The sequence below is a fragment of the Brevibacterium sp. 2SA genome (assembly GCF_005502845.1).
GTDB lineage: Bacteria > Actinomycetota > Actinomycetes > Actinomycetales > Brevibacteriaceae > Brevibacterium.
The window spans coordinates 25,563-44,983 of sequence record NZ_SCMW01000028.1; the positions used below are offsets into that span (position 1 = coordinate 25,563).

Here is a 19,421-nt window from a genome sequence, read left to right on the forward strand (position 1 = left end):
CTGACTCAGCCCGCAGGCTATCGTCCCGGCTCCTACGTGAAGTGCCGACGGGTGAGGGCATCCGCAGGCAGGAACGTCTCCAGCCGCAGACCCTCGAGGGCGGTGTCGGCGGCGGTGGTGAGCTGGGCGCTGGTGCTGAACAGCTTGAGCACTCCTGTCTCGGCGCGCAGGGACATCGCGACCACGGGACCGGCCGGAGCCTCCGCGCGGGGTGTCTCTCCGATGAGTTCGCAGATCTCGTCGGCGAGAGCCCTGAGTCGCACGTCGCATGTGCGCTGCCCGCGCCGCAGCACCTGGTGGTAGAGGTGGGCGGCCCACTCGGACAGGTTCTCCAGGCGCGGGGCCAGGCCGCGGGGATGGACGCTGAGACGGACGGCATTGACCGGTGGTTCGAGCAGCTCGGGGTCACAGCCGGCCAGCAGGTCAGCGACCGCGTCATTGGCGTCGATGATCGTCCACTGCTCGTCGAGGAGCAGAGCCGGGTACGGTGCGTGCGCATCGAGGAGATCTCGCAGGCCGGTCATCACCACGGACAGGGAGGCGTCGTCGAGGTCCGTCTCTGAGTACTTCGGTGCATAGCCGCCGGCCAGCAGCAGCCGATTGCGCTCTCTCAACGGCACATCGAGGTTCTCCGCGAGGAAGTCGATCATCTCGGGAGTGGGGTGGGCACGCCCGGTCTCGACCCGACTCAGGTGGCGGGTCGAGACGGTGGAGAGATTCGACAGCTCCTGCTGGCTGAAGCGCCGCTGCTCCCGCCACCACCGCAGCATGTCCCCCACCGAATGCACCTTCGCCACCGTGTCCATGTCGCCAGTGTAGGTGCGCGCCGAACCCGTCATCCATGACCTCGGAGGTCATGGCCACGGCACGGATGCGGCGAAATCATGGGTGATGTTCCTGCACGCCGAACACTCAAGGAGAGCCATCATGCAGCAGATCATCGACGCCTACATCGCGACGTGGAATTCCACCCGGGACGACCGGCAGGCACTGCTCGAGCGTCACTTCTCTGCCGACCTCAGCTATTGCGATCCGCTGTCGCAGGTCGGAGGCCGCGGAGGCATCGACGCCCTCATCGACAGCACGCAGTCGCAGTTCCCGGACTTCGTCTTCACCCCGCTCGGAGATCCGGACGGCCACCATGACCAGGTTCGCTTCCGTTGGGGCCTGGGGCCCGAAGGCGCGGAACCTGTCATCATCGGCTTCGACGTCATCGTCATCGATGACGATGGCCGGATCGAGGATGTGCGCGGGTTCCTCGACAGGGTGCCGGACTCGGCCTGAGCACCCGAGGCCTCCGGCCGGTGCCCACGCGGCACCGGCCGGGGGCGTCTCCGCCACCCTGACTGCCGGGGCCGTCCCCCTGCTAGGCTCGCGCACATGGACACCTCGGAGACGCTCGAGACCGCACAGTACCGCCTCACCGGGTTCGCTCACGGCGGCGGCTGTGCGTGCAAGATCCCGCCCGGTGAGCTCGAGGACGCGGTCCGCGGGCTGACCGGGCAGACGCACCCCGAGGTCATCGTCGGTCTCGATGACGGCGACGACGCCTCGGCGGTGCGCATCCGCGAGGATCTCGCGGTCCTCTCCACCGCGGACTTCTTCACCCCCGTCGTCGACGACGCCTACGACTGGGGTCGGATCGCAGCAGCCAACGCGCTCTCGGACATCTACGCGATGGGCGGGACCCCGGTCACGGCGATCAACCTCGTCGGGTGGCCGCGGGAGACGCTGCCTATGGAGCTGCTCACCGAGGTGCTGCGCGGCGGTCTCGATGTCGCCGGGCAGGCGAACTGCCCCGTCGCCGGCGGGCATTCGATCGACGATCCCGAACCGAAGTACGGGATGGCCGTGACCGGCATCGCCCATCCCGAGGCGATCATGCGCAACGACGCCGCCGAGGCGGGACTGCCGATCACCCTGACGAAGCCGATCGGGGTGGGGATTCTCAACAACCGGCACAAGCAGACCGGGGAGGTCTTCGACGAGGCGATCGCGACGATGACGCAGCTCAACGCGGACGCCTCGCGGGCGGCCGTGGCCGCCGGCATCCGCGCGGCCACCGACGTCACCGGGTTCGGGCTGCTCGGCCACCTGTTCAAGATGGGCCGGGCCTCCGGGATCGGTGCGGTCATCGACGCGGCTGCGGTGCCCCGCCTCGGCGGGGTCGATGAGTCGATCGCCGCGGGCTTCGTCTCCGGCGGGACCCGGCGCAATCTCGACTGGGTGCGGCCGCACCTGACCGCGGATGACACCGTCACCGAGGCGGACCTCCTCCTGCTCGCGGATGCGCAGACCTCCGGCGGCCTCCTCGTCGTCGGGGAGCTGCCGGGGCACCCGATCATCGGGGAGACCGTCGCCGGCTCGGGCATCCGGATTCGCTGAACCGGGTCAGCTCACCCGTGCCTCGATGCCCGCGATGAGGAGATCGAGCCCGCGGTCGTAGACGAGTCGGTTGCGCTCTGCACCGGTCGGATGGCCGGTGGCGAGTTCGGCCAGCGGTGAGCTCGGATCTCCCGGTGCGAAGATCTGATTCGGGGACAGGGCGTCGAGGGCGACCCCGAACGCGAACGCGTCGAGGACTTCGAGGGTCGTGAGCAGTTCGTCCTCGGGCAGGCCGGCGCGGCGGAGGATCTCAAGGAGCGCTTCATAGAGTCGCAGGGTCGCGGGTTCGTCGATCGTCACCCCGAGGAGATGGATCATCACCCGCGGATGGTCGGCGTAGAGGCGCCAGAGTGACCCGACGCCGGCCCGCAGCGAGTCCTGCCACGCCGCGTCGGTGAGGGTGACGAGGTCGTAGTCGCCGTTGAGGACCTCGCGCATCGCATGGACGATTCCGTCACGTCCGTCGACGTGGTGGTAGAGCGAGGAGAGGGAGACCCCGAGGCGCTTCGCGAGCGGTTGGATCCTCAGCTCCTCACCGGCATCGAGCATCTCGATGGCGGCGAGCGCGATCTTCTCCCGGCTCAGCAGCGGGGACGTCGGTCGGGCCATGGCGCACTCTCCTCCTTCTCGCGACTCTGCGACTGCGTGCGACTCCGCGCCTGCTCACTACGGAGCGAGTGCCGGGTCCGGCGACGATGCGATTGACAAGCTCTCGAGCCGACGTGCACCATTCTAGGTAACCGAAAACTTTTCGTTTAGTCAATGAGTGCCGCCATCGGCACCGCGACACCGGCAAAGGGGCCACTTCATGAGCACAGCACCCGCACCCGTCGACGATCCCCGCGTCCCGCTCGGACTGCGCAACGGCGCGGCGGTCTTCCTCGTCGCCCTCGCCGGACTCATGCTCGCCAACCTTGCTCCCCTCGTCCTCGCCGTCCTCGAGGACATCGGCTTCGACGTCATCGCCGCTGGCAACATCCTCACCTGGGCGCTGCTGGCCTCGGCGCTCGTCGGACTGGGGACCTCGCGCCCGGCGGCAGGACGCCACCGCCGCACGATCGCCGTGGTCGGACTCGTCATCGCCATCATCGGCTTCCTCGCCGCGGCGCTCATCGGCAGCCCCACGATCGTCGTCGCCGGACTCATCGCCGGCGGTGCCGGGGTGGGCGCGGCGATCTCGACCTCGGGGGCCGCGATCGCCGCGATCGAGAACCCCAACCGGGTGAGCGCGACGAGCGGCGTCGTCAATCGCCTCCTCGTCATGGTCGTCCTCGGGGTCATCCCGGCGATCGGCCTCGCCCAGTTCACAGTGTTCGGGGCGCTGGCGCTGCTGTCGGCCCTCAGCCTCGCCGTGACGATCTGGCTGCCGGCCACTCCCGACTACTCATCGGCGGTCATCGCCGCCGAGTCCCCCGCCGGCACCCGCGCGCCCCGGAAGGTCGTGCTCGCCGGCATCGGCATCCTCATCATCTTTCCCCTCTGGGGCACGAGCGAGGACTCCGTGTGGACACTCGCCCCGGTCCTCGGTGACTCCGTCGGCCTGAGCGAGCAGTCCCTCGGCTTCGCCCTCAGCGCCGCCGCCGGCTGCGGGGCAGCGGCGATGCTCATCGTCATGCTCTTCGGCACCCGGATCGGGCGAGCGGTGCCGCTGGCCGTCGCGCTCATCCTCGGCGGGGTGACGAAGATCTGGATCGGCATGACGACCGATCCGCAGACCCTGGCTGTGCTCATCGTCGTCGTCAACACGATCTACGCGTTCGCGTTCGTCCTCTTCATCGCCACCGCCGCCGGACTCGACGCCCGCGGGTACTGGTCGGGTCCCCTCGTCGGGGCCTACATCGTCGGATCGAGCTTCGCTCCGCTGCTCGGCGCATGGGTCATCGACACCGTCGGCATCCCCACCTTCGGGCTGATCATGGGCATCGTCAGCTTCGTCGTCGTCATCCCCACGGTGCTCATCGCCCGCGTCTCGACGCGCGTCGAACGCACCCTGACCCACCTCGGCGAGGACTCACCGCCGCCTGCGGATCCGTCGACCGCGGACACTCCCACCACCGAGGCGACCGCCACCACGACCGACTCCTCCACCACCGCTGACGCCTCCGACTCGGACTCCGCCACCGACGCCACTGACGGACGGAACGCCACCCCCAGCGACTCCGCCTCCGACAAGACCGAAAGGACATCATGACCACCGTCCTCACCAATGCCACCGTCTTCACCGGCAGCGCCGATGCCCCGCTCCACGAGGCCGTCGCCTTTGAGGCGGGACGGATCCTCGCCGTCGGTGACGCGGCCACCGTCCGGGCGATCGCCGGTGAAGACGCCGAGGTGGTCGACCTCGACGGTGCGCTCGTGTCCCCCGGATTCGTCGAGGCGCATACGCATCTGGCGATGCTCGGGCAGACCCTGGACAAGGTGCAGCTGCGCGACGCCGGAAGCCTGAGCGAGATCCAGGAACGACTGCGGGCGGCCCGCAGCGCGCAGCCGGAGGCGGCGTACCTCCTCGGCGCGAGTTGGATGTTCGACGCCGTTCCCGGCGGGCAGCCGACGGCGGCGATGATCGACGAGGTCATCGACGACATTCCCGTCATCCTCGACTCGAACGACGTCCACTCCTCCTGGGTCAACACTGCGGCGCTCGAGGCGATGGGCATTACGGCAGAGACGCCGAATCCTCCCGGTGGGGAGATCGTCCGCGACGCCGACGGGCAGGCGACGGGCTTCATGCTCGAGACCGCGGCGATCGAGTACGTGTGGTCCTATCTCGATGAGATCACGACGGCCGCCGACCGTGAGCGGTTCCTCGACACGGCATTCGAGGCCTACCTGCACAGCGGGGTGACCGCGGCGACCGATATGGCGCTCGGCGAGCCCGAGCTCGCCGCCGTCGTCCGCCTGCTCGAGCGCGACGGCCGCCTGCCGTTCCCCGTCACGGCGCATTGGCTCCTCCGTCCCACCGGTGATCCCGAACGGGATCTCTCCCAGGTCACGCGAGCGGTCGAGGTGCGCGACCAGGTGGCCGCGCTGGACGGCTCCGAGTGGTTCCGCCTGGCCGGGGTGAAGTTCATCCTCGACGGCGTCATCGACGCGTGCACCGCGGCGATGCGGGCGCCGTATGCGAATGGGACGAACGCCGAGGCGATCTGGTCGTATCAGACCGCCGCACCGGTGGCCGTGGCCGCCGATGCCGCCGGTCTGCAGCTGGCGATGCACGCGATCGGCGATCATGCGAGCGAGATCGCGCTCGACCTCGTCGAGGAATGCGGGCGGGCGAATGGTCCGCGGCTGCGCAGCCCGCGCATCGAGCATCTCGAGTCCGTCACGGATGACACGATCCGCCGCATGGCCGCGCTCGGCGTCGTCGCGTCGCTGCAGCCGGTCCACTGCGATCCGGCGATCATGGACAACTGGATGGCGATGCTCGGCGACGAGCGCGCGGAGACCGGCTTCCCTTGGCAGAAGTTCCGCGACGCGGGGGTGCGGATCGCGCTCGGAACCGATGCGCCCACGGCTCCCCTCGAGGCGGCGCACAATCTCTTCATCGCGCTGACGACACGGTCAGCGCTCAGCCCGGGATCTGCCGTCTCTCACCCGGAGAGAGCGTTCACCCCGGGTCAGGCTCTTGAGGGGCTGACCCTCGCGGGGGCAGTGGCGGGCGAGTTCGGCGATGGGATCGGGCGGATCGTGCCCGGTGGTCGCGCGAATCTCGTCGTCCTCGACGTCAACCCGTTCACCGGCGACCCGGACGACCTCCTCGAGTCGACGGTCCTGCGGACCTACGTCGACGGCGAACTCGTCGCCGGCAGCGCGGCGTCGACGCGCGAGTAGCTCGCGAACGGTGCGCAGACACCTGGCGGGTGGGTTTCTCGCCAGCGGGCACGGTCGGGACGATCCGAGGCGCGCGAAGGAATGCGGGGCTTCACAAACAGCCAGAGTGAACTAGACTGCCCCGAACGGCGGACCATCCGGAGCTCAACGACGGAAGCGAGAAGCGCATGGAACGTGTGACCGGTATCGGTGGGGTCTTCTTTCGCGCTGAGCGGCCCGATGAGCTGACCGCCTGGTACGAACGGCACCTGGGAGTCGAGGCACCCCCCGAGACCTACGACACGCCGTCGTGGTGGCAGCAGTCCGGCCCGACCGTGTTCGCGGCGATGCCCGCGGACTCGGATCACTTCGGTGGACCGCACAAGACCTGGTCGGTGAACTTTCGCGTCGCCGACCTCGACCTGATGGTCTCGCAGCTGCGGCAGGCCGGCATCGTGGTGGACGTCGATCCGGAGATCTATCCCAACGGCAGGTTCGCGACCCTGACCGACCCGGAAGACAATGTCGTCCAGCTCTGGGAACCGGCCGGCGCCGACGCAGCAGGGGTGGCGACGGATCCGGGGTGAGGCTCCACCTCAGGCTGCGTTCGCGCGACCGATCCTGCCCATTGTCGGGTGGTGCTCGGTGCCTGCCTGTTGCTCCGCCTGCCAGTCCCGGCTAGAGCCTCCTCGGAGGCCGTACATGACCTTTCCCTGGTGGCCCGGCACAATCCAGGTCCTCGTCACCCTGGTCACCGTTGCACTTCTGTTCCTCTGACCGGGACTTATCCGCTCATGCCGCTGAGTGCGCGGCTCCGCCACGGTGGTGCCTACCGTCCCACCTGCGCCGCGACGCCTGATGGGCCCTCAAGCCGGTTGCACACGCCGACTTCCCGCGGGGCGGCGCACCGCCCCGCGGCCGGCTACCAGCCGGTGGTGATCGAGTCGTCGGTGATGCCCTGGGCGCGGCGTTCCTCGAGGCGGGCGCGCTGCGGTTCGATGACGTAGCGCGGATCCTTCGTCGAATCGATGCCGGCCTCGAGCATCCCGAAGCGCGTGTACGCCGAGGCTGCCGCGAGTGCCGTACCGCTGACCACGGACAATGTCCGCAGCAGTGCACGGACCTTCCAGCTGCGTCCCGCCTTGTTCGCCGCGACGGTGGCAGCGCCGGAGGCGACCGCCCGTCCGGCGACGCCCTTGGCCACGGCCTGCGCGACACCCGATGCCGTGAGACCGGCGACGCCGGTGGCCGCCGTCTTCGCGACGCCCTTGATTCCGCGCAACGCCGTGTCGCCGGTCCGGCTACCGAGCTTCTTCGCGAAGATCCGCGCCCCCACCTCGACGACGGCCGCGCCGACCGCCCCGGCGATGAGGAGCTTCTCGGCGCGGTGGAGCTTGTGGCCGGGTTCGCCCTCCTCCATCGGCTCGACCTCGACGGGGTGCATGCCCTTCTTCATCCGCGACATCGCATAGAGGTCGCCGGCCGAGCCCATGAGCGCGAGCAGACGCGCCGGTTCGGCCTCGCGCACAGGTGAGAGCGCCATCGCCGCACCGCCGGCGGCCAACGACGCCGAGGACACGAAGACGAACGGCAGCCCATTGCGGCCAGCGGCATTCCACGTCGGCACCGCCGTGTCGCCGAGGAGGACCGCCGTGTACGCGGCCAGCGGAGTCGCGAAGAGCGCGGACTCGAGGGCCGCGGGCAGTTCGAGGGCGTGGAGGACCTTGCGCAGCGGTCCCAGCGGCAGGATCTCCTTCGTCAGCCGGTCGACCTCGATGACCGAGGTGACACCGGCACCGACGCCGAAGCCCGAGAGGATCCACGTGCCGAGGCTCATCGGGGAGGACACCTTGACCACGCGCATCATGTTGATGAAGCGCTCGGGGCGACCGAGGTCCTTGACGAGCGCCGCGCCGCCGAGAGCCGTCGCGCCGATCGCGGTGAGCCGGGTGGCCGTGCGCATGCCCGGCCGGTCGCTCAACTGGGCGCCGAGGCCGAGCAGCGTCGACCCGCCGGCCAGCCCGCCGAGGAAGAGGTAGAGCGAGATCTCATGACCCCATGGCGGCGGTTTGACGATCGGGCGACCGTAGTACGAGGTGAACTCGACGTCCTCGACCATCGGCATCTCGCGGCCGCCGTCGGCGCCGCGGTTCTGCCAGCCTCCACCGGAGCCCTGCCCACCGGAACCACCGGAGCCGGACCCGGATCCCCCGCGACCGCCTCGGCGACGCTTCTTCCGGCCGCCTTCGGGCTCGGGGGGACGGTACGAATCGTAAACGGATGAGCTCATGAACGCTTGCTCCCGAGGAAGGACAGGCCGGCCGCGGCGATCATGCCGAGGGCGGCGATGCCGGCGGTGGCGAACATCGCGGGCAGGTCCTTCGTCGCGACCCGGGGGTCCGGCGGCAGGCCGTAGACCTCGGGTTCGTCGAGGAGGAGGAAGACCGATCCGGTGCCGCCGACCCCGTCGTTCGGGTTCGCGCCGTAGAGGCGCGCCTCGGTGAGGCCCTTCGCGTGGAGATCGGCGACCCGCTCGTGGGCCTGGGCGACCATGTCCTCGCGGTCGCCGAACTTGATCGACGTCGTCGGGCACGTCTGCGCGCAGGCCGGGGTCTGGCCCTCGACGAGGCGGTCGTAGCAGAGCGTGCACTTGTTCGCCGTGTGCATGTTCGGGATGTCCTCGGTGTCGAGCGGGTACTCCTCCCCGCTGCGATCCGTGGGCGGGCGGATCGTGCCGTCGTCACGGCGTTCGATGACGCCGAACGGACACCCGGCCACGCAGGTGCCGCAGCCGTTGCAGACATCGGCCTGGACGACGACGGTGTCGAACTCGGTGCGGAAGAGCGCACCGGTCGGGCACACGTCGAGGCAGCCGGCGTGCGTGCAATGCTTGCACACGTCGGAGGACATCAGCCAGCGGAAGTCCGCGGTGTCCGGCGGCGTCGTGTCGACACCGTCGAAGTCGACGGGGTCGAGCGCGCCGGGGGCGAGGAGATCGACGTCGAGCTGCGGTGACGACGGCAGTCCGCCGCCCACCGGCTGCGGACCCGAAGTCTCATCGGTGCGCGGCCTGATCGAGGGCATGCCGAGGTTGACGAGCTTGCGCCCAGATTCCCTGGCCGCCTCGATCTGCTCCTTGCCCTGTTCGACGAAGGCGACATGGCGCCACGTGTTCGCGCCGAGCTCACCGGTGTTGTCATACGACATCCCGAGGATCTCGAAGTTCCCGTCCTGCGGGTTGTGGTTCCACTCCTTGCAGGCGACCTCGCAGGCCTTGCAGCCGATGCAGATCGAGGTATCGGTGAAGAATCCCTTGCGATTCTGCGTCGTCTCATGCCAATGGCCGTCCGCGACGGTGCCGGAATCCAGCGTCGGTGCCGACATCAGTTCTCCTCCTCTTCCTGTTCTGCTCTCCTGCGCGCGTTCTTCTCGTACTCCCACGCGTTCGCGGGCTGCTCGGGATCGACCGGCGTGTACGGGTTGCCCTCGGCGTCGTAGCCGAAGTGCGGGTCACCGTCGGTGGGATCCCCGTCGACGGCGTAGTTCGCGTCGACCCGCTTGTTCGGCTGCTCACCTCCGGACTCACGATCGCCGGCGCCCTCGGGCGCACCGCTGGCGCCGGCTCCGCTGCCTGCGGAGTCCCCGGAATCCGTGGGTGCGCTGTAGCCCTTCGCCGAGGCGGTCCCGGAGTCCTCGGATTCGTCGGCTCCGTACGTGCGACCGGGGGTGACGCCGACCGCGGAGTCGCCTCCGCGTTCGTTGTGCCCACCCGTGTGCGCCGGAGAGCTCGCCTCGGCGGCGCGGTCGACGACCTCGGGCGGAACCGTGACGAGTTCGTTGCCCGACTCCGGGGTGAGCCCGGCCTCGCGCTGGTACTTCTCGACGAAGTCGACGAGCTCGGGTCCGCGCGGCCGCCTGCCCGGCAGGGCGGTGCCGGCGACGTACTTGCCGTTCTGGATGAAGACGTTGGGGTCCATCGTCACGCCGAGGAGGTCGTTGGCCGAATCGCCGTCGACCCATGCGCCCTTGCCGCCGACGCCCCAGTGGTAGGGCAGGCCGATCTGGTGGACCCACTTGCCGCCGATCTTCAGCGGTGTCATCCGCTCGGTGATGAGGACCCGGGCCTCGATCGCCGCCCGCGGGGAGACCAGGGTCGCCCAGCCGTAGGGTTCGAGTCCGACCTCTTCGGCGAGCTCCGGAGAGACCTCGCAGAACATCTCGGGTTGGAGCTCCGAGAGGTAGGACAGCCAGCGGGACATGCCGCCAGCCGTGTGGTGCTCGGTGAGACGGTAGGTCGTGAACACGTACGGGTAGACCTCGGAACCGGGGAACCCGGCGCCCGGGGCGGACAGGTTGTCCTCCCGGCGCATGATCTTGCGCAGCGGATTGTTCTGCTGCGTGTAGAGCGGGTTGCCGATCGTCGATTCCTGCGGTTCGTAGTGCGTGGGCAGGGGTCCGTCGACCATGCCGCCGGGGGCGAAGAGCCAGCCCTTGCCGTCGGCCTGCATGATGAACGGGTCGTCGCCGTCGAGTTGACTAGGACCGCCGAAGGGCACATCGGAGTGTGCTTCGGGGTTGAGCTCGACGGGGAAGTCGGGTTCGTCGGCGCCGACCCAGCGGGCCTTGTCCGTGTCCCACCACACGAGCTTCTTCCGCTCCGACCACGGCTTGCCCTCAGGGTCGGCCGAGGCGCGGTTGTAGAGAATCCGGCGGTTCGCCGGCCACGCCCACGCCCATTCGGAGGCGATCTCGTCCTGCTCGGTGCGCGGTTTGCGGCGGGCGGCCATGTTGACGCCGCCGGAGTAGATGCCGGTGTAGATCCAGCAGCCGCCGGCGGTCGTGCCGTCGTCGCGCATCTGCGTGTAGACGTCGAGCGGCTGCCCGTCCTTCTCCCCGCCGACGTAGTAGCCGTTGACCTCGGCGAGGACCGCTTCGGGATCGACCTCGCCGTCCTCGTCGAGCGGGTAGTCCCACGTCAGGTCGAGGAGCGGGCGATCGCGCGGATCGTCGGAGTCAGCGAGCTTCGCGCGGATGCGCTTGCCGAGCTCGTAGAAGAACTCGAGTTCGCTCTGCGCCTCACCCGGCGGGTTGACCGCCTTGTGCCGCCACTGGACGAGGCGCTGCGTCTGCGTGAACGTGCCCGCCTTCTCCGTGTGGTTGGCCGCGGGCATGAAGAAGACCTCGGTGTCGATGTCCTCGGTGCGCAGCTCCCCGGTCTCGATCTCCGGGCCGTCCTTCCACCAGGTGGCGGATTCGATGAGGCTGAAGTCGCGGACGACGAGCCATTTGAGGTGGCTCATCGCCATCCGCTGCATGCGCCCGTTCGCCGACCCCACGGCCGGGTTCTGGCCGAGGAGGAAGTACCCGTCGACGCCGTCGTTGAGCATCCGCACCTGCGTCTGGTAGGTGCCGTGGGCGCCGTTGATCCGCGGCAGGTAGTCGAACGCGAAGTCGTTCTCCTGCGTCGCCGCGTCACCCCACCAGGCCTTGAGCAGGCTCGTCGCGTAGCTGCGGCCGTTGGCCCAGTAGCCCTTGTGGGTCTCGGGCGTGCCGACGGCGGCGACGTAGTCGTCGAAGGTGTCGTGGACGCCGGCGCTCGGCATCGGCAGGTACCCGGGCAGGAGGTTGAACAGCGTCGGGATGTCCGTCGAACCCTGGATCGTCGCGTGTCCGCGCAGCGCCATGATGCCGCCGCCGGGGCGACCCATGTTGCCGAGCAGGAGCTGGAGGATCGAGGCGGTGCGGATGAACTGCGCGCCGAGGCTGTGCTGCGTCCACCCGACCGCGTACGCGAAGCACGTGGTCCGTTCGCGACCGGAGTTCGTCGTGATCGATTCGAGGAGGTACTCGAAGTCCGACTCCGAGATCCCGCACGATTCGGCGACCATTTCCGCGGTGTAGCGCGAGTAGTGGCGCTTGAGGATCTGGAAGACGCTGCGCGGGTCGGTGAGGTTGGGATCGCGCAGGGCGACGCCGGCCTCATCGGTCTGGTACGACCACGTCGAGTTGTCATACGAGTTCGTCGCCGGGTCGTAGCCGGAGAACAGTCCGTCGAGGTCCTCGGGGTCGAGGTAGTTGTCGCTGATGAGGTTCGTCGCGTTCGTGTACGACCGGACGTACTCCTCGAAGTAGAGGCCGTCGGTCAGCACCCGGTTGATGAGCGCGCCGAGGAGGACGATGTCCGAGCCCGCCCGGATCGGGACGTGCTTGTCGGCCACCGCCGTGGTCCGGGTGAACCGCGGATCGACGTGGATGATCCGGGCACCGCGGGCCTTGGCCTCAGTCACCCATTGGAAGCCCACCGGGTGGCATTCGGCCATGTTCGACCCCTGGATGACGATGCAGTCGGCGTTCGCCATGTCCTGCACCGGCTGGGTGGCGCCGCCGCGCCCGAACGAGGTTCCCAGACTGGGAACCGTGGCGGAGTGTCATATGCGGGCCTGGTTCTCGATCTGTATCGCGCCGGCGGCGGTGAAGAGCTTCTTCGCGAAGTAGTTCTCCTCGTTGTCGATGGTCGCCCCGCCGAGGCTGGCGATGCCCATCGTGCGACGCAGGGGGTGGCCCTGGTCGTCGAAGTCCTCCCAGTGGTTGCGGCGGGCTTCGAGGAACCGGTCGGCGACCATGTCGATCGCCGTGTTCAGGTCGAGCTTCTGCCAGTCCTTGGCCTTCGGGGCGCGGTAGAGCACCTCGGTCTGCCGGGAGGGGTTGTTGACGAGCTGTTCGCTCGCCGCGCCCTTCGGGCAGAGGCGTCCGCGCGAGATCGGCGAGTCGGGGTCTCCTTCGATGCCGACGACCTTGTCGTCCTTGACGAAGATCCGCTGCCCGCAGCCGACGGCACAGTACGGACAGACGGACTGGACGACCTTGTCGGACGTCGTCGTCCGCGGGACGATGTTGCGCGTGTGCTCTGACACCACGGACTCGCCGCGTCCGGTCGAATCGGACGAACGGAACTGCCGCAGCACCGGCCACTCGAGAAAGCTGAACCGTGCCATGGCGTCATCATACCCCCGCACTCTCTACGGCGTGTAGTGAAGAATGCCTAAACTTTCCTTGCCACGAGAATGCCGTCCTCGAGCTCGGACTCCGTGCCATCGGGCCCGGTCACAGGCCGATTCCGCGTCTCCGCGAGCACAAGCTCCCATGGTCCGCCTCCGCTGTCGGTGAGGAGTGCGAAGTCCTCCTCGGGCGTGCCGAAGTCGCCGTCGAGCCCGTGGTGCTCGTGTCCTGCTCCCTCATGCTCTGAAGCCTCGCCGCCTGCCCACGGCGGAACCGTGGCGTGGGAGATGAGGATGAGCGTCCCGCCGGGGCTGACGAGCTCGCCGAGGTGGCGCATGAGGTCCGCGCGGGTGTCGGGCAGGCGGGTGTGGAGGAAGCATCCGGTGACGAGGTCGTAGGCGCCGCGGTGGTCGTCTGCGGTGGCCCAGTCGACGAGGTCGGCGGCGGCGAAGTCCGCGTCCGCTCCTGCCGACTCGGCGGCGGCTCGGGAGCGGGCGATCGCCGTCGGCGAGAGGGCGATGCCGGCGGCCTGCCAGCCGCCGCCGGCGAGCCAAATGACGTCGGCGCCCTCACCGGAACCGACGTCGAGACTGCGGCCCGGGGTGAGGTCGAGGTCGGTGACGACGTCGACGAGGGCGACGTTGGGACGGCCCGACCACACTGCCTCGGCGCCGGAGTAGCGGTTCTCCCACTCCTCGACGGAACCGGGCACCCGCCCGGATTCGGACACCTGCCCGGTGTCGGCTGCCGTGTCGGGTGCGGACACAGACGCGGCCCGGGCATGGGGCCCGGGCCGGTCGGTGTGGCTGTGGTGCTCGGTCACTGTCCCTGACCGGGCGCGCCGTCGGCGGTGGAGTCGGCGCCCTCGCCGGCTTCGCGCTTGGCGATCTCGGCGCGGACCTCGTCCATGTCGAGGTCGTTGACGGCGGTGATGACCTGCTCGAGCTGCGGGGCGGCGAGCGCACCGGGCTGAGCGAAGACGACGATGCCGTCGCGGAACGCGACGAGGGTGGGAATCGAGGTGACGTTGAAGAGGCCGGCGAGCTGCTGCTGGTCCTCGGTGTCGATCTTGCCGAAGGCGATGTCGGGGTACTGCGTCGAGGCCTGCTCGAAGACCGGGGCGAACTGGCGGCACGGGCCGCACCATTCGGCCCAGAAGTCCAGCAGGACGACGGAGTTGTCGGTGATGGTCTGCTCGAAGTTGTCCTGGGTGATCTCGATCGTAGACATTCGGGCAGTCTAACGACGGTTCCTCCATTTTGCCTGCATGTTTCCCTGCCGTCTTGAGCAATGGGACTCAGGGTCGTCCACGACGCAGCACTCCCGCCTACCCGGCGGGGTCGACGGGCTTGAGGGCTGTGCCCGAGGCGATCTGCGTGGCGATGACGGCGGTGAGCGCACCGGCGAGCATGAGGGAGGCGAGGACGACGATCTGGAACTGGGCCGCCTCGAGCGGGGAGGCGCCGCCGAAGAGCGCGCCGACGAAGGCGCCGGGCAGAGTGACGAGACCCGTGTTCTTCGTCTGGTCGAGGTTGGGCAGCAGGGCCTCGCGGACCGCGATCTGCCGCAGGCGCTTCGTCGCCCGGCGCGGCTGCGCTCCCACGGCCAGCCACGCTTCGACCTCACCCCAGCCCCCGCGCAGTTCGCCGTCGTAGCGGCGCATCGCGAGCGTGGCCGCCGTCATCGCGTTGCCGGAGACGATGCCGGCGATCGCGATGACCCGCTCGAACTGGAGATCGACGAGACCGAGGGCGAGGACGAGCCCGAGCGTGACGAGGGTTCCGACGATGACGCCGACGACGGCTCCGAGCGGTCCGCGCGGCACCTCGCGGGACCGGCGCAGCGAGGTCAGCGAGGCGGTCGTGAGCATGAGGCCGATGAACGCCGCGACCGCCCACCACGCAGTGAGTGCACCGGAGAGGAGGAGGGCGACGAGGGCGAGCTGGACGACGGCGCGCACGATCGCGACGACGGGCAGCCAGCCGAGCCCCACCTCGGCGATGCGGAGGATCGTGACCGTGAGGACGACGAGAACGGCGATGCCGGCCAGGAAGGGGAGAACCTCGGTGAGCGTCACCGTCTCAGTGTAGGGCTGTCGCTCAGCCCTGATCGGGCTGCCACGGGTCGGAGAAGACCTCCTTTCGACTCCGTTCGATCTCCTCATACGACCGTGCAGACGGCGGGTGCGCACCGGCCCGATAGGCCGCCACCGCGGCCGCCGCTTGAGTGATGGCCGCGCGGAACGGCCAGGATCCAGTGCTCACCCGACCGACTCCGAGGTCGCGCAGCCGCTGCCACGGCAGCTGCGCCAGCAGGTTGAGGGGAACGTCGCCGAGGAGGTCGACGAGCTCCTCGATCGTGCGCTCCTCTCTCAGACCGGGAACGAAGACCCCATCCGCCCCCGCCTCGGCGTACGCCCGGACGCGGCTCGCCGTCTCGTCGCGCGCTGCTCCGAGCCAGTGGGTGTCGACCCTCGCGTTGACGAAGAGCGCGGGGGCGGCGTCCTTGATCGCTGTGATCGCGGCCGCGTGGTCGGCGGCGCGGGTGAGGTGATCGCCGCGACCGTCTTCGACGTTGATCCCGGCGATGCCCATGACGGACAGGTCGAGGGCGAGTTCGGCGGGATCGTGGCCGAAGCCGCCTTCGACATCGATGCTGACCGGGACGGGGAGGACGCTGAGGCGACGCGCCAACTCCATCGTCTCCCGGTACGCGGCACCTGTAGCGTCGGGCAGTCCGTGGGAGGCCGCCACGCCGAGACTCGTCGTGCCCAGCGCCGGATACCCATCGGCGACGAAGGCCGTTGCCGACGCACAGTCCCAGGCGTTCGGCAGCAGCAGCGGTTCATCCCCCCGATGCAGATCGGCGAACCGGTTCACTCCGTCCATGAGCGCGCGGGCCTGCTCCTCGCCCGGACACGCATGTCTGCCGGCGCCGAACGGATGATCGGTGAGGTCGATGAGGATCTCCTCGCCCGATGGTCTGCGGCGGCGAGTGAATGGGACTGCGGGTACGCTGCCCTTCGCCCACGCGGTCAGCGCACCCGACGCCTGCACGAGCAGCCCGATGCGGGCGGCGGTCGCCTCGTTCCGTTCCCCACCCGCGGCGGCGACCAAGCGCTCGACGGCGGCATCGGTGTGCGGAGTGATCGGCTCATGAGGCTGGTAGCCTGCTGCGGCGATCTCGACGTCGACGACAGCGTCGCGAGGCATGCCGAGGGCAGCGGCCAAGGTGGCCACCGGATGGCCGGGTCGACGCAGATGTGCGAGGTCGATCGCCTCGAGCAGGCGAACCGCGTGGGCGCGACGGCGCTCATGGTCCGGGCCGTCGCAGAACCTGGCGACGTGTGAGCGCAGCCAGGCCATGCCATGCGCACCGTCGGCAACATGGGGAACAGAGAGAGCGGGATCCTCGAGAGAAGTCATAACTTCATCCTCGAGCCCGAACACTTCGGTGGTCACCACACTGTCGGGGGCGCACACTGAGAATATGAGCGCAGAGAACCTGTCCGCGGTGGCCGGGGCCGTCGCCGACCCGACCCGGGCCCGCATGCTCGTCGCGCTCATGGACGGTCGCGCGTGGACGGCTCGAGAACTCGCCCACGGCGCCGGCGTCACCCCGTCGACGGCGACCAGCCACCTCAACCTCCTCGTCGACCGCGGGCTGCTGCGGGAGCGACGCCAGGGACGGCACCGCTATGTCGAGCTCGCCGGGCCGGCAGTCGCGCACGCGCTCGAAGCCGTGGTCTCTCTCGGCGAGCAGCCGTTGCCGAAGGTGCACAGCCTGCGGGAGGCGACGATCGATTCGGCGCTGCGCCGGGGTCGGACCTGTTACGACCATCTCGCGGGCAGTCTCGGAGTCACGATCACGCAATCGCTGATCGGCAATGGCGTGATCGACGATTCCTTCGCGCTGACCGCCCAGGGGCGGGCGTGGATCGAGGACACCCTGGCGACCTCGCTGCCGGCGGGACCCCGCCCGGTCACTCGCGAGTGCCTCGACTGGACCGAACGGCGGGTGCACCTCGGCGGGGCGCTCGGGGCGCTCATCTGCTCGACTCTCCACGAGCGAGGCTGGGTGCGCGGCGCCGCGAGCAGCCGGGCGGTGACTGTGACGCCATCCGGGACAGAGGCGCTGCAGCGAGTGCTGAGCATCGACGTCGCCAGCGCGACGGGCTGAGACCGCACGCCCGTCCCGACGACCGAATTCGGGCAGGGAACATTGCATCGGATTCGACGTCGGACCGGGACGAATCTCTGATAGACTGGCCCCATCGCTTCAACTCCCTCCCTCTTCATTTCGATCGCGTCCTGTGTCGACGCGTCCCCCAGGTTTTCGTCGGTTCCGCAGCGCTCTCGCCTGTGCTCCGACGGGAAGATCACACCTTTGGGCCACCGAGCGATCGGCCCCCGCCGTTCGCAGAGCGGCCGACTGTGTGTGACAAGCCGGATCCACGTCGGATCCGACCATCAAGACCGCTCCGGCGGTCGCAGCTGAATAAGGAAACAAGGAATATGACCACAGGTACCGTGAAATGGTTCAACGCGGAAAAGGGCTACGGATTCATCCAGCCTGACGACGGTTCGGCCGATGTGTTCACGCACTTCTCCGCCATCGAATCGACCGGTTACCGCGAGCTCACCGAGGGCCAGAACGTCGAATTCGAGTCCGAGATGGGACAGAAGGGCCTCCAGGCCACGAGCGTTCGCCCCCTCTGAGCTCAGAGCCCAGAGACTTCTCACCGCGACTGACGCCGGATCGGCGTCGACGGCGGTGAACTGATCGGCAGCGGCCGGTGACAGTGATGACCACTGTCACCGGCCGCTTCGCATTCATCCGCCCACGTGAGCCGCCGCGCTTCTCACAAAGTGGAAACATCCTATTGCCAGGCGGAAAAACTCTGATCTAAGATTCTTCGTACTTGCCTATGGCGAGTTCAAGGTCGAACTTGGGCTATCTACCGGGCGCTGCAGAAAGGACTGGTAGCCCCGTGTTGGATCGCCTCAACGCCTATTCGTCGACCGTGGAATCCCCTGACCGGTGGGTCGTCGCGACCGTCATCGCCGTCTCCGGGTCCGTCCCCCGCCCCATCGGCACCTCGATGGCCGTCCGCGACGATACCCTGACCATCGGATCGATCTCCGGCGGCTGCGTCGAATCGGCGATCGTCGACGCCGCCCTCACCGCGATCACCGACCAGCGGTCGATGATCTGCGAGTTCGGCTTCAGCGACGAGTCCGGACTCTCCGTCGGCCTCATGTGCGGCGGCGACATCAGCGTCCTCATCGAACCGCTCACCCCTCTCGCCGAGGCGGTCGCCCGTCTCATCGATTCCGCCCGCGACGACGCCGCCGACGACGCCGGTGCCCTCATCCGCGAGATCCCCCTCGACGTCGCGATGCGCGGCGGCGAACTCGTCGCACCCGCGCCGCCGGACTCCCGCGCACCGCTGTCACCCGTGACGCTCGGCCCCGGCGAGCCCCTGCCCCAGACCTTCGCCGAGGCGGTCGGGACCGCCGCTGCCCCCGTCGCTGAGATCGTGCGCCGCGGAGGCTGCGGGATCGTCGCGGTCCGCGACGAGACCCGACCCGACTGCCCGACCGTGCGCCGGCTCTTCGTCGAATCCCGTCGCCCCCGCGCCCGCGTCCTCATCTACGGCGCCAACGACTTCTCGACCGCGATCGCCCAGGCCGCCTCCCTCCTCGGTCTCCACGTCACGGTCTGCGACGCCCGCCCCGTCTTCGCGACCCGAGCCCGCCACCCCGGCGCGCACGAGGTCGTCGTCGACCGTCCCGGCGAGCACTTCGCCCGCGAGTGCGCGGCCGGCCGCGTCGACTCACGCACCGCGGTCATCGTGCTCACCCACGACCCGCGCTTCGACCTGCCGGTCCTCGACCGCGCCCTGCGGATGGATCTCGCCTACGTCGGGGCGATGGGGTCACGGACGACCCACGAGAGGCGAGCGCAGGAACTCGTCCACGGGGGCCTGCCGCAGGCCGCGTTCGACGCGCTCCACTCCCCGATCGGCCTCGACATCGGCGCCCGCACCCCGCAGGAGGTCGCCGTCGCCGTCCTCGCCGAACTCATCGCCGTGACGACGGGCCGGGCCACCTCGGCGGGCATCCCCGAACTGCGCCACACGACCGGACCGATCCACGGGTCCCGCGCCAGCGACAGCGACAGCGCTGCGCCCGACCACGCGACGCCCGGCCCCGACGACGCGGCAC

16 protein-coding genes and 1 pseudogene are annotated in these 19,421 nt (G+C 69.2%); 8 read left to right on the forward strand and 9 right to left on the reverse strand.

Annotated features, from left to right (window positions below):
- Positions 1-32: 32 nt before the first annotated feature.
- Positions 33-806, reverse strand: coding sequence for a helix-turn-helix transcriptional regulator (locus FFS20_RS10985; protein WP_171007059.1), 774 nt, complete (start codon positions 804-806; stop codon positions 33-35).
- Positions 807-927: 121 nt separating this feature from the next.
- Between FFS20_RS10985 and FFS20_RS10990 the strand changes: the two genes are divergently transcribed.
- Positions 928-1,284 (forward strand): nuclear transport factor 2 family protein, encoded by a 357-nt coding sequence (locus FFS20_RS10990; RefSeq protein ID WP_137825894.1) that lies wholly within the window; start codon positions 928-930, stop codon positions 1,282-1,284.
- A 96-nt stretch (positions 1,285-1,380) separates the two neighbouring features.
- Positions 1,381-2,385, forward strand: coding sequence for a selenide, water dikinase SelD (selD, locus tag FFS20_RS10995; protein WP_137825895.1), 1,005 nt, complete (start codon positions 1,381-1,383; stop codon positions 2,383-2,385).
- A gap of 6 nt (positions 2,386-2,391) precedes the next feature.
- Here selD and FFS20_RS11000 read toward each other — a convergent pair whose 3' ends face one another.
- Positions 2,392-2,994, reverse strand: a complete 603-nt coding sequence (locus FFS20_RS11000; protein ID WP_137825896.1) for a TetR/AcrR family transcriptional regulator C-terminal domain-containing protein — start codon at positions 2,992-2,994, stop codon at positions 2,392-2,394.
- 199 nt (positions 2,995-3,193) lie between these two features.
- On the opposite strand from FFS20_RS11000, the gene FFS20_RS11005 reads away from it, so the two are divergent.
- From FFS20_RS11005 to FFS20_RS11020, 3 genes are all read left to right on the forward strand, one after another.
- Positions 3,194-4,576 (forward strand): MFS transporter, encoded by a 1,383-nt coding sequence (locus FFS20_RS11005; RefSeq protein WP_181365650.1) that lies wholly within the window; start codon positions 3,194-3,196, stop codon positions 4,574-4,576.
- On the forward strand, positions 4,573-6,216 hold the full coding sequence (locus tag FFS20_RS11015) for an amidohydrolase (protein WP_137825897.1): 1,644 nt from the start codon (positions 4,573-4,575) through the stop codon (positions 6,214-6,216). The genes FFS20_RS11005 and FFS20_RS11015 overlap by 4 nt, the downstream gene beginning before the upstream one ends.
- Positions 6,217-6,383: 167 nt before the next feature.
- Positions 6,384-6,782: a VOC family protein gene (locus FFS20_RS11020; protein WP_137825898.1), complete on the forward strand. Its 399-nt coding sequence runs from the start codon at positions 6,384-6,386 to the stop codon at positions 6,780-6,782.
- Positions 6,783-7,117: 335 nt separating this feature from the next.
- Here FFS20_RS11020 and nrfD read toward each other — a convergent pair whose 3' ends face one another.
- From nrfD to FFS20_RS18120, 7 genes and pseudogenes are all read right to left on the reverse strand, one after another.
- The gene (nrfD, locus tag FFS20_RS11025) at positions 7,118-8,485 is read right to left on the reverse strand and encodes an NrfD/PsrC family molybdoenzyme membrane anchor subunit (protein ID WP_137825899.1); all 1,368 of its coding nucleotides are present in this window, start codon (positions 8,483-8,485) and stop codon (positions 7,118-7,120) included.
- Positions 8,482-9,579, reverse strand: a complete 1,098-nt coding sequence (locus FFS20_RS11030) for a 4Fe-4S dicluster domain-containing protein (protein WP_137825900.1) — start codon at positions 9,577-9,579, stop codon at positions 8,482-8,484. The genes nrfD and FFS20_RS11030 overlap by 4 nt, the downstream gene beginning before the upstream one ends.
- A gap of 440 nt (positions 9,580-10,019) precedes the next feature.
- Positions 10,020-13,190: pseudogene (gene fdnG, locus FFS20_RS11035) on the reverse strand (formate dehydrogenase-N subunit alpha); the annotation flags it as partial.
- A 47-nt stretch (positions 13,191-13,237) separates the two neighbouring features.
- Positions 13,238-13,960 (reverse strand): methyltransferase domain-containing protein, encoded by a 723-nt coding sequence (locus FFS20_RS11045; protein ID WP_249356806.1) that lies wholly within the window; start codon positions 13,958-13,960, stop codon positions 13,238-13,240.
- A gap of 53 nt (positions 13,961-14,013) precedes the next feature.
- Positions 14,014-14,424, reverse strand: coding sequence for a thioredoxin (gene trxA, locus FFS20_RS11050; RefSeq protein ID WP_137825903.1), 411 nt, complete (start codon positions 14,422-14,424; stop codon positions 14,014-14,016).
- Between the two features lie 97 nt (positions 14,425-14,521).
- Positions 14,522-15,271 carry an ABC transporter permease gene (locus tag FFS20_RS11055; RefSeq protein ID WP_249356807.1) on the reverse strand — a complete coding sequence of 250 codons (750 nt, stop codon included), beginning with the start codon at positions 15,269-15,271 and terminating at the stop codon, positions 14,522-14,524.
- Positions 15,272-15,293: 22 nt separating this feature from the next.
- On the reverse strand, positions 15,294-16,619 hold the full coding sequence (locus FFS20_RS18120) for an isocitrate lyase/phosphoenolpyruvate mutase family protein (protein WP_212743330.1): 1,326 nt from the start codon (positions 16,617-16,619) through the stop codon (positions 15,294-15,296).
- Positions 16,620-16,683: 64 nt separating this feature from the next.
- Between FFS20_RS18120 and FFS20_RS11065 the strand changes: the two genes are divergently transcribed.
- The 3 genes from FFS20_RS11065 to FFS20_RS11075 form a co-directional block, all read left to right on the forward strand.
- Entirely contained in the window at positions 16,684-17,373 is a 690-nt protein-coding gene (locus FFS20_RS11065; protein ID WP_137825905.1) for a winged helix-turn-helix domain-containing protein, read from the forward strand.
- Between the two features lie 335 nt (positions 17,374-17,708).
- A complete protein-coding gene (locus tag FFS20_RS11070) occupies positions 17,709-17,912 on the forward strand; it encodes a cold-shock protein (RefSeq protein ID WP_137825906.1) in 204 nt (67 codons plus the stop codon).
- A gap of 272 nt (positions 17,913-18,184) precedes the next feature.
- Positions 18,185-19,421, forward strand: a 1,237-nt coding sequence (locus FFS20_RS11075) for an XdhC/CoxI family protein (protein ID WP_171007060.1), incomplete at its 3' end; no start/stop codon positions are given.